The sequence below is a fragment of the Selenomonas sp. oral taxon 478 genome, assembly GCF_001189555.1.
Classification (GTDB): Bacteria; Bacillota; Negativicutes; order Selenomonadales; family Selenomonadaceae; genus Centipeda; species Centipeda felix.
Map to the genome: position 1 here is coordinate 1148235 of NZ_CP012071.1, position 15400 is coordinate 1163634.

14 protein-coding genes and 1 tRNA gene are annotated in these 15400 nt (G+C 63.5%); all 15 read left to right on the plus strand.

Annotated features, from left to right (window positions below):
• The first annotated feature begins 9 nt into the window (after window positions 1-9).
• The 15 genes from dnaG (at window position 10) to ADJ74_RS05435 (ending at window position 15387) form a co-directional block, all read left to right on the plus strand.
• Entirely contained in the window at window positions 10-1791 is a 1782-nt protein-coding gene (gene dnaG / locus ADJ74_RS05365) for a DNA primase (RefSeq protein ID WP_050342498.1), read from the plus strand.
• A 94-nt stretch (window positions 1792-1885) separates the two neighbouring features.
• Window positions 1886-3031, plus strand: coding sequence for an RNA polymerase sigma factor RpoD (gene rpoD, locus ADJ74_RS05370; protein WP_084708963.1), 1146 nt, complete (start codon window positions 1886-1888; stop codon window positions 3029-3031).
• A gap of 40 nt (window positions 3032-3071) precedes the next feature.
• On the plus strand, window positions 3072-4184 hold the full coding sequence (rpoD, locus tag ADJ74_RS05375) for an RNA polymerase sigma factor RpoD (protein WP_050342501.1): 1113 nt from the start codon (window positions 3072-3074) through the stop codon (window positions 4182-4184).
• Window positions 4185-4257: 73 nt separating this feature from the next.
• Window positions 4258-4333, plus strand: a tRNA-Asn gene (locus ADJ74_RS05380).
• 96 nt (window positions 4334-4429) lie between these two features.
• Entirely contained in the window at window positions 4430-5140 is a 711-nt protein-coding gene (locus ADJ74_RS05385; RefSeq protein ID WP_050342503.1) for a class I SAM-dependent methyltransferase, read from the plus strand.
• Window positions 5141-5387: 247 nt separating this feature from the next.
• Complete coding sequence (locus tag ADJ74_RS05390) at window positions 5388-6197, plus strand: Nif3-like dinuclear metal center hexameric protein (protein ID WP_050342505.1); 810 nt, start codon at window positions 5388-5390, stop codon at window positions 6195-6197.
• A 12-nt stretch (window positions 6198-6209) separates the two neighbouring features.
• Window positions 6210-8009, plus strand: a complete 1800-nt coding sequence (lepA, locus tag ADJ74_RS05395; RefSeq protein ID WP_050342507.1) for a translation elongation factor 4 — start codon at window positions 6210-6212, stop codon at window positions 8007-8009.
• 1 nt (window position 8010) lies between these two features.
• Window positions 8011-9180 carry a radical SAM family heme chaperone HemW gene (gene hemW / locus ADJ74_RS05400; RefSeq protein WP_050342509.1) on the plus strand — a complete coding sequence of 390 codons (1170 nt, stop codon included), beginning with the start codon at window positions 8011-8013 and terminating at the stop codon, window positions 9178-9180.
• A 372-nt stretch (window positions 9181-9552) separates the two neighbouring features.
• Window positions 9553-9840: a glutaredoxin gene (locus ADJ74_RS05405; RefSeq protein WP_050342511.1), complete on the plus strand. Its 288-nt coding sequence runs from the start codon at window positions 9553-9555 to the stop codon at window positions 9838-9840.
• A gap of 459 nt (window positions 9841-10299) precedes the next feature.
• On the plus strand, window positions 10300-10674 hold the full coding sequence (locus ADJ74_RS05410; protein WP_050342513.1) for an OadG family protein: 375 nt from the start codon (window positions 10300-10302) through the stop codon (window positions 10672-10674).
• A 12-nt stretch (window positions 10675-10686) separates the two neighbouring features.
• Window positions 10687-11814, plus strand: coding sequence for a sodium ion-translocating decarboxylase subunit beta (locus ADJ74_RS05415; protein WP_050342515.1), 1128 nt, complete (start codon window positions 10687-10689; stop codon window positions 11812-11814).
• Between the two features lie 184 nt (window positions 11815-11998).
• Window positions 11999-12697 carry a precorrin-2 C(20)-methyltransferase gene (gene cobI / locus ADJ74_RS05420; RefSeq protein ID WP_050342517.1) on the plus strand — a complete coding sequence of 233 codons (699 nt, stop codon included), beginning with the start codon at window positions 11999-12001 and terminating at the stop codon, window positions 12695-12697.
• Window position 12698: 1 nt separating this feature from the next.
• The gene (locus tag ADJ74_RS05425; protein WP_050342519.1) at window positions 12699-13631 is read left to right on the plus strand and encodes an ABC transporter substrate-binding protein; all 933 of its coding nucleotides are present in this window, start codon (window positions 12699-12701) and stop codon (window positions 13629-13631) included.
• Window positions 13628-14599 (plus strand): iron ABC transporter permease, encoded by a 972-nt coding sequence (locus tag ADJ74_RS05430; protein WP_050342521.1) that lies wholly within the window; start codon window positions 13628-13630, stop codon window positions 14597-14599. The genes ADJ74_RS05425 and ADJ74_RS05430 overlap by 4 nt, the downstream gene beginning before the upstream one ends.
• Window positions 14596-15387, plus strand: a complete 792-nt coding sequence (locus tag ADJ74_RS05435) for an ABC transporter ATP-binding protein (protein WP_050342523.1) — start codon at window positions 14596-14598, stop codon at window positions 15385-15387. The genes ADJ74_RS05430 and ADJ74_RS05435 overlap by 4 nt, the downstream gene beginning before the upstream one ends.
• Window positions 15388-15400 lie beyond the last annotated feature (13 nt).

A 15400-nucleotide genomic window follows, 5' to 3' on the forward strand; every position in this document is an offset into this window, starting at 1 on the left:
GAGAAACCTATGCGTGACCCGAGGATGGAGGCGTTCGTGCAGCAGGTGCGCGCAGGAACGGACATCCTCGCCGTCGTGCAGAGCTATGTATCTCTGAAGCGCAAGGGCAGCCGCTACTGGGGCTGCTGCCCGTTCCACAGCGAAAAGACCGCATCGTTTTCCGTTGTGCCGTCGGAAGGCTTTTTTTACTGCTTCGGCTGCCATGCGGGCGGCGATGCGTTCAAATTTCTCTCGCTCATCGAGCACATCACCCCGTTTGAGGCGATCCTGCGGCAGGCGGAGCAGCTCGGCATCGAGCGCCCCGCACGCAAGCGCGACGCACAGGAGGAGGCGCGCCTGCGCGCCCTCGACGACCTGCGCCGCGTAAACGCGCTCGCACGTGACTTCTTTCACAACTGCCTCACCATGACGCGCTACGGCGCGGCGGGCAAGGCATATCTCGCGGGGCGCGGCATCACGGACGTGGCCATCGAACGCTACGGCATCGGCTTTGCCCCGGATGCGTGGTCAAAGCTCTCCGATGCGTTCCAAAAGCGCGGCGTCGCGGAGCACGTCCTCGTCGATGCGGGGCTTGCCGTGCGGCGTGAGCGTGGGGACGGGATCTACGATCGCTTTCGCGGACGTGTCATCATCCCCATCGCGGATGAGCGCGGGCGCGTTGTCGGCTTCGGCGGACGTGCGCTCGGCGATGCCCAGCCGAAATATCTCAATACGGCGGAGACGCCTGTCTTTAACAAGCGAAAGCTTCTCTTTGGCATGGATCGTGCGCACAGTGCGATTGCCCGCGCGGGCTATACCATCGTCGTCGAGGGCTACATGGACGCGATTGCTGCGTGGGAGGCGGGCGTTGACAACGTCGTCGCGACGCTCGGCACGTCGTTCACGAGCGACCACGCCGCCCTGCTCCTGCGCCGCGCCCCGCGCATTGTCTTCTGCTACGACAGCGACCGCGCGGGACAGGAGGCGACCCTGCGCGCGCTCGCGGCGGTGCATGGGCGCGCGGCGGAGCTGCGCGTCCTCCTTCTGCCCGACGGCAAGGATCCCGATGAGTACGTGCGCACGCACGGCGCGGATGCGTTCCGCGCCCTCGTCGAGACAGCCGTGCCCGCGCCCGCCTTCCACCTGCGCCATATCCGCGCGCAGATGGCGGACGGCATCGAGGGACAGCGTACGGCTCTGCGCGCGATGCTGCCCGTCCTCGCGGAGCTGGATCCTGTGGAGCGCGCTGCATACGTGCGCCGCACGGCGGCGGAGCTCTTTCTCGACGAGGGGGTCGTTGCCGATGCTCTGCGCCGCTGGCTGCGGCGCGGTGGTGCGGCAGAGGAACCTGCCGCACCCACTGCGGGCACGCCCGTACGACGTGCGGATCGTGCCCTGCAGCGCGCAGGGCGACAGCTCATCGCGGCCGTGCGGCAGGATCCCGATTTCCTCGCGCAGATCACGGCGGCCGTGCCGCTCGATGCGTTTCCCGATGAATTCTTCGGCACGATTTTTTGCGCCGTTGCCGCGCAGATCGCGGCGGGGGGCGTGATTGATGCGGATTTTATCGCGGCGCAGCCGGCGGAGGAGAGCGCGGAGATCACGCGTGCGCTGGTCGAGGAGCCGCCCACGTCGGAGGCACGCGCAGGTGCGCTCGCGGTATTTCGGCGGGCGCATTTGACCGCTGCCCTCGCACAGCATACACATCGCGCAGAAACGATGATGCAGGAAGGAAAAGCGGGCTACGTTGACGAATTAAACGAAGTGAAGCGCATTCAGGATGAGCTTGCCAACATCGGCACACAGGAATAAATATGCAGATTCCTTTAACAACGACCTGCGATGAACGATATAATAAGTAATAGTAACTATTTAGAAAAAATACGAACTGAAAGGAGGGGGCAGCGTGCAGATCGCGGCATTACGAAAAGAAACGGAGCAGACGGCTACGCCTGTAGAGATCATGGATCTGCTGAAGAAAGGCAGAGCAAACGGTGGGACACTCACCTGCAGTGAGCTGATGGACGCGCTCGCGCAGGACAGCGTGACCCCCGACGCAATGGATGCGCTGTATCAGCGCTGCATGGATGAGGGCATCGAGATCATCGACGATGCCGATGTCGGTGCAGAGGATGACGCAGCGGATTTCGCCGATGATTTGGAGGATAAGGACGAGACGGACGCTGATGTCGATATCGACCTCTCCGTACCCGAGGGTGTTGCGCTCGACGACCCCGTCCGCATGTACCTCAAGGAAATCGGGCGCGTTCCCCTGCTGACCGCAGAGGAGGAGGTCGATCTCGCACGCCGCATGGAGGCGGGCGATGAGACGGCACGCCACCGTCTGGAGGAGGCGAATCTGCGCCTCGTCGTCAGTATCGCGAAGCGGTACGTTGGGCGCGGCATGATGTTCCTCGATCTCATCCAAGAGGGGAATCTCGGGCTCCTGAAGGCGGTCGAGAAATTCGACTACAGCAAGGGCTATAAATTCAGCACCTATGCGACGTGGTGGATCCGGCAGGCGATCACGCGTGCCATCGCCGACCAGGCGCGCACGATCCGCATCCCCGTGCACATGGTCGAGACGATCAATAAGTATATCCGCGTCTCGCGTCAGCTCCTGCAGGAGCTCGGCCGCGACCCGACGTCGGAGGAGATCGCGCACCGTATGGGACTGAGTGTGGCGCGCGTGCGTGAGATCATGAAGATCTCGCAGGAACCCGTGTCCCTTGAGACGCCGATCGGCGAGGAGGAGGACACACATCTTTCCGATTTTATCGAGGACGAGGCGGCACCCGACCCCGCAGATGCGGCGTCCATGCTGCTGCTCAAAGAACAGATCTCGGAGGTGCTGACGACGCTCGCCCCGCGTGAGGCGGAGGTGCTGCGTCTGCGGTTCGGCCTTGTGGACGGACGCTCCCGCACCCTCGAGGAGGTTGGACAGAACTTTGGCGTGACGCGGGAACGCATCCGCCAGATCGAGGCCAAGGCTCTGCGGAAACTCAGACATCCCGTGCGTCTGCGCAAACTACAGGGAAATTTTGACGCGTAAGGTGGGAGAGCCTACCCAACATCGACAGGAGGACAGCCCTATGCCAGAGGGGACGGAGCAAAAGAAAGCGCCGAGCACCGACATCATTGAGCGACTGCTTGCCAAAGGCAAAAAGAACGGTGGGTCGCTGCTTTTTGGTGAGCTCATCGACGCGCTGCAAAAACAGGATATGTCCCCCGACGAGATGGACGATATGTACCAACGCTTCAGCGATGAGGGCGTGGAGATTGTCGATGATGTGGCGGCGGCGGGGGAGGCGGCAGAAGAGGATGGCCCCGACAAGGAGGAGGAGGTCGAGATCGACCTCTCCGTGCCCGAGGGCATCTCGCTGGGCGACCCCGTCCGTATGTATTTGAAGGAAATCGGCCACGTCCCCCTCCTCACGGCAGAGGAGGAGGTCGCTCTCGCTCAGCGTATGGAGGCGGGCGATGAGGAAGCGCGGCATCGTCTGGAGGAGGCGAATCTGCGCCTCGTCGTCAGCATCGCGAAGCGCTACGTCGGACGCGGCATGCTCTTTCTCGATCTCATCCAAGAGGGGAATCTCGGCCTCCTGAAGGCGGTCGAGAAATTCGACTACAGCAAGGGCTATAAATTCAGCACATACGCGACGTGGTGGATCCGGCAGGCGATTACGCGTGCCATCGCCGACCAGGCGCGTACGATCCGCATCCCCGTGCACATGGTTGAGACGATCAACAAGCTCGTGCGCATCTCGCGCCAGCTCCTGCAGGAGCTCGGCCGCGACCCGCGCCCCGAGGAGATTGCAAAGGAGATGGGCATCAGCGTCGCACGCGTCCACGAGATCATGAAGATCGCACAGGAACCCGTGTCGCTGGAGACGCCGATCGGCGAGGAGGAGGACTCCCACCTCGGCGACTTCATCGAGGACGAGGCGGCGCCTGCACCGGCGGAGGCGGCATCGTTCATGCTCCTGCGGGAGCAGCTCGAGGAGGTCTTGGAGACACTGACCGACCGCGAGAAGAACGTCCTGCGCCTGCGCTTCGGCCTTGAGGACGGGCGCTCGCGCACACTGGAGGAGGTCGGGCAGAGCTTCGGCGTGACGCGCGAGCGCATCCGCCAGATCGAGGCCAAGGCGTTGCGCAAACTCCGCCACCCGAGCCGCAGCAAGGTGCTGCGGGACTTCCTTGAGTAGTTGGCGAAACTGCAGCCAACATTTTTCTTGACAGCGGGGCATACAGCCTTTATAATACGCTTGTCTGACACATTCCTCGATAGCTCAGTCGGTAGAGCGTCTGACTGTTAATCAGAATGTCACTGGTTCGAGTCCAGTTCGAGGAGCCATTTGAATTTTTGGAGTGTAACGGAGAGGTTACACTCCTTTCTTATATTTGTTTGCGGGGATGTGCCCCGCATAGTGAAACGACAAGGAGGGGGGCTATGCAGCTCGATGCGCGGCTGGCGGCGATTGCGGCGCTTGTTCCGCACGGAACGACACTGGCGGACATCGGCGCAGACCATGCCTACCTTGCAGCGACGCTTGTCCTGCACGGGCACGCGCCGCGTGCGGTCGTCGGTGACCTCAGCGCGGGCGCGTGCGCGGCGGCGCGGCGGACGGTCGGCGCACAGCGGCTCACACAGCAGGTTGACGTGCGGCAGGGGGACGGGCTCTCCGTCCTCCTCCCGGGCGAGGCGGAGAGCATTGTTATCGCGGGCATGGGCGGCGCGCTCATCGCCGATATCCTTGCGGGGGCACAGGACATCCTCGGGGACGTCGGGACGCTCGTCCTCCAACCGATGAACGGTGCGGAGAAACTGCGCCGCTGGCTCTATGCGCATGACTGGACGATCGAGAAAGAGACACTCGCCCGTGCGGGGGGACATCTCTATGAGATCATCCGCGCCGTGCACGGACACACGGCGATGCCCGAGCCGGCACTGCTCCACATCGGCACACAGCTCGTTCAGCAGCGTGACCCGCTCCTCGGCGAGCACATTGCGCGCAAGGCGGCACGGCTCGCTCGTGCCGCGGAGGGCATGGAGGGGAGCGCGGAGGCACGCCGGAGTGCGGAGTACCGCGAAACGGTGTCACTCTTGGCGGCACTGCGGACAATGCAGGCGCTCATCCATGCGGATCGACGAACACCCTAAGCCCCGTCGAAATGGGGGGAGAAACCTAGCGCTCCCTAAGCCTCCCCCGTCGGAACAGGGGAGAAACCGAGCGTTCCTTAAGCCTCCCCCGTCACAACGGGGGAGGGGGACCGCTTGCGGTGGTGGGGGCGCCTTGAAGAGAGCTGTCAACGGACACCAAAAACGATAGCGCAGCGCATCAAAAGAACTCACATCATTTTACGCAACTCCCCCCATCGAAAACCCAACGCATCTAAGGAGGTCACACATGCTCAGCTGTCAGGTCGTCATGAACGCACTCGAACGCATCGCCCCGCGCCATCTGGCGGAGGACTGGGACAACACAGGACTGCTTGTCGGCAGCTTCTCGCAGAAGGTGGAGCGCATCCTCGTCGCGCTCGACGTGGACGACACTGTCGTTGCCGAGGCCATCGAACGCAGAGCGGACATGATCGTCGCGCATCACCCCGCGATCTTTCGCGGCATGAAGCAGCTGCGCACCGACCTCCCGCTCGGACGGCGGCTCGCCGCGCTCCTTACGCACGGCATCGCCGTCGCGGCAGCGCATACGAACCTCGACATCACGCGCGGCGGCGTGAACGACGTCCTCGCAGAGCGTCTGGGACTGGAAAAGCTCAGCAGCTTCATCATGGCCGCGCAGGCGGACGGCAGCGCGGAGAGCCTCGGACGCATCGGCACGCTCCCCGCCCCCGTCGCCATCGATGACTTTGCCCATAGCGTATGCGAGCGGCTCGGCGTCTCCCACGTGCGCCTCGTACGTGCCGCCGATCGCCCCGTACGGCGCGTGGCCGTTGTCGGCGGTGCGGGCGCGGAGTTTATCGACACAGCCGTACGGCGCGGCGCAGATGTCTACCTCACGGGGGATGTCAAGTACCACGAGGCACAGCGCGCCGCCGAGCAGGGCATGCACCTCATCGACGCGGGGCATTTCGGCACGGAGCGCCCCGTTCTCCCCGTCCTCGCCGGCCTCCTGCGCGCGGAGCTCGCGGCGGAGCACGGGACGGTGGAGATCCGCGTGACCGAGACACAGCGCGACGTATTCGACGTCATTATATAGGAAAGGGAATCTATGGAGCAGAAGCATATCCGCAATTTTTCCATCATCGCCCACATCGACCATGGAAAATCCACCATTGCCGACCGCCTCATCGAGTACACGGGGACACTCAGTGAGCGCGAGATGGAGGCACAGGTGCTCGACAGCATGGATCTCGAGCGCGAGCGCGGCATCACCATCAAGGCACAGACCGTGCGGCTCGACTATCGCGGCGAGGACGGGGAACTGTACGAGCTGAACCTCATCGACACGCCGGGACACGTCGACTTCAACTACGAGGTCTCGCGCAGCCTTGCCGCGTGCGAAGGCGCACTCCTCGTCGTGGACGCGGCGCAGGGCGTGGAGGCACAGACCCTGGCGAACGTCTACCTCGCGCTCGAGCACGACCTCGAGATCGTGCCCGTCATCAACAAAATCGACCTGCCAAGTGCCGAGCCCGAGCGCGTCAAGGAGGAAATCGAGGACAGCATCGGCCTCGACACGAGTGCCGCCGTCCTCGCCTCGGCCAAGACCGGCATCGGCATCAAGGAAATCCTCGACGCTGTCGTCGCCTACATCCCGCCGCCCGAGGGCGACGCGGACGCACCGCTGCGCGCGCTCATCTTTGACTCCTACTTCGACGCGTACAAGGGCGTGATCGCTCACGTGCGCGTCAAGGAGGGCGTGATCCAAAAGGGTATGAAGCTGAAACTCATGGCGACGGGCAAGACCTTCGAGGTCACGGACGTCGGCTGCTTCCGCCCGCGTCCTGTCGATACGGGCGAGCTCCGCACGGGTGAGGTCGGCTTTATCGCAGGCGCACTCAAGGACGTGCGTGACGTGCGCGTCGGCGACACCGTCACGGGTGCCGAGCGCCCCGCCGCCGAGGCGCTGCCGGGCTATCGCGGCGTCACGCCCATGGTCTTCTGCGGCCTCTACCCCGAGGACAGCAAGGACTATGACAACCTCCGCGAGGCACTCGAAAAACTCCAGCTCAACGACGCCGCCCTCGTCTTTGAGCCCGAGACCTCCATCGCCCTTGGCTTCGGCTTCCGCTGCGGCTTCCTCGGCCTCCTCCACATGGACGTCATCCAGGAGCGTCTTGAGCGCGAGTACAACCTCGGCCTCATCATGACCGCGCCCTCCGTCGTCTACCACGTCTACCGCACGGACGGCACCATGCGGGAGGTCAGCAACCCCGCCGACCTCCCGCCCCAGACCGAGATCGAGCACATCGAGGAGCCGTGTGTCAAGGCGACCGTCATCGTACCAAAGGACTACGTCGGCGCCGTCATGGAGATCTCACAGGAAAAACGCGGCGTATTCCAGACCATGGACTACCTCGACGCGACGCGCGTCACCGTCATCTACCACATCCCGCTGAACGAGATCCTTTACGACTACTTCGACCGTCTGAAATCCGCCACGCGCGGCTACGCCTCCCTCGACTACGAGCTGATCGACTACCAGACCAGCAATCTTGTCAAGCTCGACATCCTCCTCAACGGCGACCCCGTGGACGCGCTCTCGACCATCGTTCACCGTGACCGTGCCGCCGCACGCGGCCGCCAGCTCGCGGCCAAGCTGAAGGAAATCATCCCCCAGCAGATGTTCGAGATCCCCATCCAGGCGGCCATCGGGAGCAAAATCATCGCGCGCGAGAATGTGCGCGCCCGCCGCAAGGATGTCCTCGCAAAATGCTACGGCGGCGACATCACGCGCAAGCGCAAGCTGCTCGAAAAGCAGAAGGAAGGCAAAAAGCGCATGAAGGCGGTCGGCAGTGTCGAGCTCCCGCAGGAGGCATTCATGGCGGTGCTGAAAATTGACGACTGATATGCGCAGGGAAGAGGGGCGGCAGACGTGGGGCATCTACGTCCACATCCCCTACTGCGTGAAAAAATGTGCATACTGCGACTTCGTCTCCGCCCCGTCCGCGCAGCATGCGGCGGAGATGGAGGCCTACGCGGCGGCGCTGACGGCAGAGATCCTGCGCGAAGTGCCGCCGCTTCGTGCCCGGTGGGGTGCGGCGGCGACCATCTACGTGGGCGGCGGCACGCCGACGGCACTGCCTGCGCCGCTCCTCATGGGAGTGCTGGAGACGCTCCGCACGGCGGCGGGAACGCCTGTGGAATGGACCGTCGAGGCGAATCCCGGCACCGTGGATGCGGCGTACCTCGGTGCACTCCGCGCGGCGGGCGTGAACCGCCTCAGCCTCGGCGTACAGAGCTTTGACGATGCGCTCCTCTATGGCATCGGACGCATCCACACCGCTGCGGAGGCGGAGCAGGCCTTTCACGCGGTACGCGCAGCGGGCTTTGAGAATATCAGCATCGACCTCATGTACGGACTGCCGGGGCAGACCCTTGACCACCTGCGGCGCAGCGTCGCGGCGGCCGCCGCCCTCGCGCCGGAGCACCTTTCCGTTTACGGGCTGACCGTCGAGGAGGGAACGCCGTTCGCGGCGATGCAGGCAGCAGGGCGGCTCGACCTCCCCACGGAGGACGCGGCCGAGGAGATGTATGACTTCCTCATGGCGGAGCTGCCCGCGCGCGGCTACGCCCGCTATGAGATCGCGAACTTCGCGCAGCCGGGCTTTGAGAGCCGTCACAACCGCGGCTATTGGCACATGACCCCCTACCTAGGCCTCGGCGCGGCGGCGCACGGCTATGTGGACGGTGAGCGCTGGGCGAACGAGGCGGACATCCCCGCCTACATCCGCGCCATGCGCGCGGGCACGAGCGTCCGCACGCCCGAGGACGGCTCACGCACACGAGAGCGTGCGATGGAGGAGTATGCCTTCCTCGCGCTGCGCACGGCGGAGGGCATCGACGCGGCGGACTTTTATCGCCGTTGGGGGCGAGATTTGGAGGAGGTCTACGGCGCGGTGATCGCGCACTACGCTGCGCTCGGCCTCCTCCGCCGCACGGCGGCGGGCGCTGCGCTGACGGCGGCAGGCATGAAACGCGGCAACGAGGTCTTTGCCGCATTTTTGCTTGAGGAGTAGAGTTGTGGTATGATGATACGAAGTGTGGCATTGCTGTTCGCGCGAACACCTCGTTTGCAAGTGGTCGTGCGCTTATCTGCCTAAGGAATCGCTGATAAGATGGCGGTGCTGAATTTATCAGTGCTTCCTTAAAGTTGCGGTATGATAGGGAAGCTAAATATCGCACTCTCTAAGCCTCCCCCGTCACGACGGGGGAGGTGGCGAGCATCGCGAGCCGGAGGGGGCGCCATGGACGCTGGCAATATTACTGTGCATCGAGCGATAACCTCGCAAGTCACAAGCGCCCCCCATCGCCTCACTGCGTTCGGCACTTCCCCCGCCTCGGCGGGGGAAGCAATCACTGATATCGTCTAAATCAAAGGAGAAATTTCCATGAAAACACTGACCATGATCGAAATGCAGGGCTGCCCCTACTGTGCGAATGCACATCGCGCCATCGACGCACTGCGCGCAGAGGGCGGCGCGTACGTGGATGTTCCGCTCACCTTCATCGACGAGAACCGCGAGCCCGCGCGCACCCAGCCCTACGCCGGGCAGTACTACTACGTCCCGAGCATCTTTATGGACGGCACGAAACTCTACGAGGCACAGCCGGGCCAGAGCTACGAGGCCATCTATGCTGAGGTAAAGAACGCGTTTGATGCGGCAAGCGCTGAGTAAGGGGACGCGGTTTACACGAGGCTGACAATCTTGTGTAACAGCTTTGCCTTTGTGCCCCTTCCACCGCTTGCACGCTCCCCCTTGCTGACCTGTCCAAGAAGCAAGTCCACAGGACGAAGCTGATTGGGTAACAGGTCGTATGGGAAAACGTCCCAAGAACACGAGCGACAGCGATGTGTGATTGGCTGACGTTGACCGCTCCCCGTGATAACGGGGAAGGCTTTGGAGGATCACGGCATAGTAGCTAGTAGCTCGCTTGCGGGGGAAGTGGCGAGCACAGCGAGCCGATGGGGGCGGCAGCCACATCGGCTCGTGAATTGCAGCACGAATACGTGAGAATTCACTCACAAAACGAAATAAAACTTGTAAAATTGTTTGAAATGACGCATAATAAACAGCGAATTAGATTTAGCGCATTCCTATGGAGAAATGCGCAGCTGAAAAGGATGAGGTGATTGTATGCATCAACCGGTCACGGACAACCCCTTCGTCATTATGGTCATCAACATGGTCATTGTCTTTGCTGTGCTGACGGCGGTGTGGGGGCTCATTGAGCTTGTCCATCTGATTGATCCAACCAAGAAAAAGGAAGTGCCGGCAGCGCCGCCGCAGGCAGCTGCCGCACCTGCTGCACCCGTTATGGCTGCCGCACCTGCTGCACCCGTTATGGCTGCCGCACCTGCCGCCGCGGATGAGGGCGTCAGCGCAGAGACCATCGCAGTCATCGCCGCCGCCGTCGCCGCCTGCGGCTGCAGCCCTGCACAGATCAAGGCCGTGCGTCCGGCGGAACAGCCCTCGTGGAGCCGTTATGCCCGCGAGCGCGGGATGCGCTAAGGAGGGATCATCATGGACTTTATCAATGCATTTTCCGTCTCCCTGCAGGCGATTGTACAGGGCAGTGGATTCTCCGGATTCACATCCGGCAACCTCATCATGATCTTCGTTGGACTGGTGCTCCTCTACCTTGCGTTTGCCCGTGACTTTGAGCCGCTGCTCCTCAGCCCGATCGCCTTTGGCTGTATCCTTGCGAACATTCCGTTCAACGGCTTTGAGGAGCCTGGCGTCATGTCCGCGATCGGCATGGGCATCAAGTATGAGATCTTCCCTCCGCTCATCTTCCTCGGTGTCGGCGCAATGACGGACTTCGGTCCGCTGATCGCCCGCCCGTCGAGCCTTCTTATGGGCGCGGCGGCGCAGTTCGGCGTCTTTGTCGCTCTGATCGGCGCGATGATGCTCGGCTTCAATGCACAGGAGGCAGGTTCCATCGGCATCATCGGCGGTGCGGACGGCCCAACCTCCATCTACCTCGCCTCCAAGATGGCCCCGCACCTCCTCGGTGCGATTGCCGTTGCGGCGTACACCTACATGGCCCTCGTGCCGCTCATTCAGCCGCCCGTCATGAAGCTCCTCACTTCGAAGCGGGAGCGCGAGGTCGTCATGGAGCAGGCACGTGAGGTCACGAAGTTCGAGCGCATTGCCTTCCCGATCGTCTCGACCATCTTCATCAGCCTTCTCCTGCCGTCCATCACCGCCCTCCTCGGGATGCTGATGCTCGGCAACCTCTTCCGCGAGAGCGGCGTGACGGATCGTCTCTCCGATACGGCGCAGAATGCGCTCATCAACACCGTCACCATCTTCCTCGCGCTCGGCACGGGACTCACGATGAGTGCTGAGAGCTTCCTCGTCAAGCAAACGCTCATGATCATCGGACTGGGCCTGGTCGCCTTTATCTTCGGTACGGCGGCGGGTGTTGTCCTCGGCAAGATCATGTGCCGCGCGACGGGCTGGAAGATCAACCCGCTCATCGGCTCGGCGGGCGTCTCTGCCGTTCCGATGGCAGCGCGCGTCAGCCAGATCGTCGGCATCAAGGCAAAGCCCGGCAACTACCTCCTCATGCACGCCATGGGACCGAATGTTGCCGGCGTTATCGGCACCGCCGTCGCCGCAGGTGCGATGCTCGCGATGCTGATGTAATGCGTGCGCCTGTTGGCGAATGCTCTATATTGACAAAATCATCCTTCCTCTGTACTATGGGGGAAGGATTTTTGTATTCTTCGCACACTTCCACCGAAGAACCGATAAGAACAAGTGGGAAAAGAAAGAAAAGTGACGCCCAAGACAAAAGAAAGGCGCGGGCTTTCATCATGGGAGGAAATTTATGCGCGGCACATTCTACGGCATCGGCGTCGGTCCGGGCGACCCCGAACTGCTCACCGTCAAGGCAATCAAGGCAATTGAGGCAGCAGATGTCCTCATTGCCCCCAAGACCGAGAAGAAGGACGGCAGCGTCGCCCTCAAGATCGCCCGTCCCTACCTTAAAGAGGGCGTCGAGATCGTCTATCAGGTCTTCCCCATGGTCAAGGACTTCACGAAAAATCCCGAAGCATGGGAGGAAAACAAAGCAGAGATCCTCGCCCTCCTCGACGCGGGGAAGAACGTCGCCTTCCTCACCCTCGGCGACCCCATGTTTTACAGCACCTACATCTACGTTTTCCGTCTCATGGAGCAGGAGAACGTCGAGATCGTCACCATCCCGGGCGTACCCGCCTTTGCCGCGATCGGCAGCCGTCTCAATCGCCCCGTCGTGGAGGGCGATGACATCCTCGCCATCATTCCCGGCACGGCGGACCGCGCAGACATCGAGAAGATTCTCTCCGCCGTGCAGAGCGCTGTCGTCATGAAGGTCTACCGCAACGCCCCCGAGATCATTGACCTTCTCGCAGAAAACCACATGGCGGAGGATGCCGTCCTCGTCAGCCGTGCAGGGCTCGACGATGAGAAGATCATCCGCGACATTGGCGCACAGCGCGGCGAACCGCTGAACTACCTTTCCACTATTCTTGCACGGAGGAACTGACATGAGAGCATTGGGAACGATTTTCCTCATCGCCGCCACCCTCGTCCTCAGCGCGTGCGGTGCGCCCACCCCCTCCGCCGGCAGCGGGGCGGACGGCAGCTACGCCACGGTGACGGACGACAACGGACGCACGGTCAGCTTTGACCAAAAGCCTGCGCGCATCGCCGTCACCTCTGCCTCCTTTATTGCGCCGCTCTACGCCGTCGGCGGCGAGGTCGTCGGACGCCCCGACTCCAAGATGAAGATCCCGGTCGCAGCAAAGGCGGCGCCCTCCATCGGAAAAACCTACCAGATCGACACAGAGAAGCTGATCTCTCTCTCGCCGGACCTCGTCCTCCTCAATCGCGGCATGAACGAAAAGCTCATCGATACGCTCGATGGGAACGGCATCAAGACCCTCGTCCTCGACGGCAAGAGCTACGATGACGTAAAGCGCGAGATCGGCATCCTCGCCGCGCTCACGGGGGAGAAGGAAAAGGGGGAGGAGCTCGTCCGGAAGATGGACAGCGACCTCGACGCCGTCCGCCGCTCCATCCCGCAGGAGAAAAAGCGCGTCGCCATCATCCACAGCACGGGGCAGGGGCTCTCCGTCCAGCTCGACGGCAGCATCGCGGGCTGCATTGCGAACATGCTCGGCTGGGAGAACACGGCGGCGGGCATGCCTGCCCTTGACAAGAACCCCGATGCCGCCCCCTACAGCATGGAGACCCTCGTCGCACAGAACCCCGACATCCTCTTTGTCACGAGCATGGGCGATGAGGCGGAGATCCGCGCGTCCATGGAGGCAATGTTCGCGGATAACCCCGCATGGCAGACCGTCACGGCCATCCGTGAGGGCAGAGTCTACTACCTCCCGCAGGAGATGTTCCTCTTCAGCCCCGGGCTTGACTACCCCGCGGCGGCGAAGTATATGGCGGGGCTCGTCTATCCATGAGAAAACGCATCCTCGTCCTCGTGCTCTTTGCCGCGCTCGCCGTCATCGGCTGTATCGTATCGACGGCAAAGGGGTCGGTGAACATTCCCTGCGCGGAGATCGTCGCCGCCCTCGGCGGCGTGCGTGACACGGCGCACGCCCAGATCTTCTGGAACATCCGCCTGCCGCGCACCATCGTTGCTGCCCTCGTCGGCGTAAACCTCGCCCTCTCGGGGGCGATCCTGCAGGCGATCCTGCGCAACCCGCTCGCCGACCCGCACATCATCGGCATCTCCTCCGGCGCAGGGCTGGCGGGCATCTTTATCATGCTCGTCCTGCCTGGAGCGGCGTGGCTCATCACGCCGGCGGCGTTCGGCGGGGCGATGTTTGCCGCCCTCCTCATCTATCTCCTCGCGTGGCGTGACGGCATCCGACCGACGCGCGTCATCCTCGCGGGCGTCGCCGTCTCGGCATTCCTCGGCGCGGGCATCTCAGCCATGATGATCCTCTACAGCGACCGCGTCCACAGCGCGCTCATGTGGATGGTCGGCGGACTCTCTGCGCGGAGCTGGCCGCACGTCGAGATGCTCCTGCCGTACACCGTCGGTGCGGGGCTCTGCGCTCTGCTCGCGGCGGGACGGCTCAACATCCTCCTGCTCGGTGACGACATGGCACGCGGCGTGGGGCTTGCCGTCGAGCGCACGCGCGTCATGCTCACGGCGCTCGCCGCCCTGCTTGCCGCGAGCGCCGTCTCCGTTGTGGGGCTCCTCGGCTTCGTCGGGCTCATCGTCCCGCACGCCGCACGCCTCATGGTCGGCGCGGATCATCGCGTGCTCCTGCCCGCGGCGGCACTCCTCGGCGTCGCCGTCCTCACCCTCAGCGATACAGCGGCTCGCCTGCTTTTTGCCCCGCTTGAACTGCCCGTCGGCATCCTCATGGCGGTCATCGGCGCACCGTTCTTCCTCTATCTCCTGCGGAGGCAGCTGTGAGCGCCGTACTGCGGGCGGCGGGGCTCACCGTCTCCGCCGCCGGACAGGAGATCCTGCACGGTGTGGACATCGAGATCCCGGCGGGGCGGCGCACGGCGATCATCGGCCCGAACGGCGCGGGCAAGACCACCCTCCTGCGCGCCCTCGCGGGACTGAACCCACACTATACGGGGACGATCGAGCTGGCAGGACGCGAGCTACGCAGCTATACGGTGCGGGAGCTGGCACGCGTGCGCGCCATCCTGCCGCAGGAGCGCGCGGCGGCCGCGGGGCTCACCGTGCGCGAGCTCGTCGCCTACGGCCGATTTGCCCACGCGGGGCGGTTCTCCCTGCGCACGGGGGCGGCAGACCGTGACGCGGTCGCGTGGGCGATGGAGATGGCGAACGTCGGCGCATTCGCCGCGCGCGACGTACACACTCTCTCGGGCGGCGAGCGGCAGCGCGTCTTCCTCGCGATGGCGCTCAGTCAGAAACCGCGCCTCCTCCTCCTCGACGAGCCGACCACCTACCTCGACATCGCGCATCAGCTGCGCGTCATGGAGATCACGCGCCGCCTCAGCACGGAGCACGGCATGACCATCCTCATGGTCCTGCACGACATGGCACACGCCATGCAGTACGCGGACGACATCATCCTCGTGCGTGACGGTGCTGTCGCCGCCACGGGCACGCCCGCCGAGGTGCTCACCGAGGAGCGCATCGCCGACGTATTCGGCGTCCGCGTCGAGCTCCTGCGCGCGTCGGGCGGTACGCGCATCCCCGTCCCGCTCGCCCTCGTGGGGGAGTGAGAGTGGATGAGAT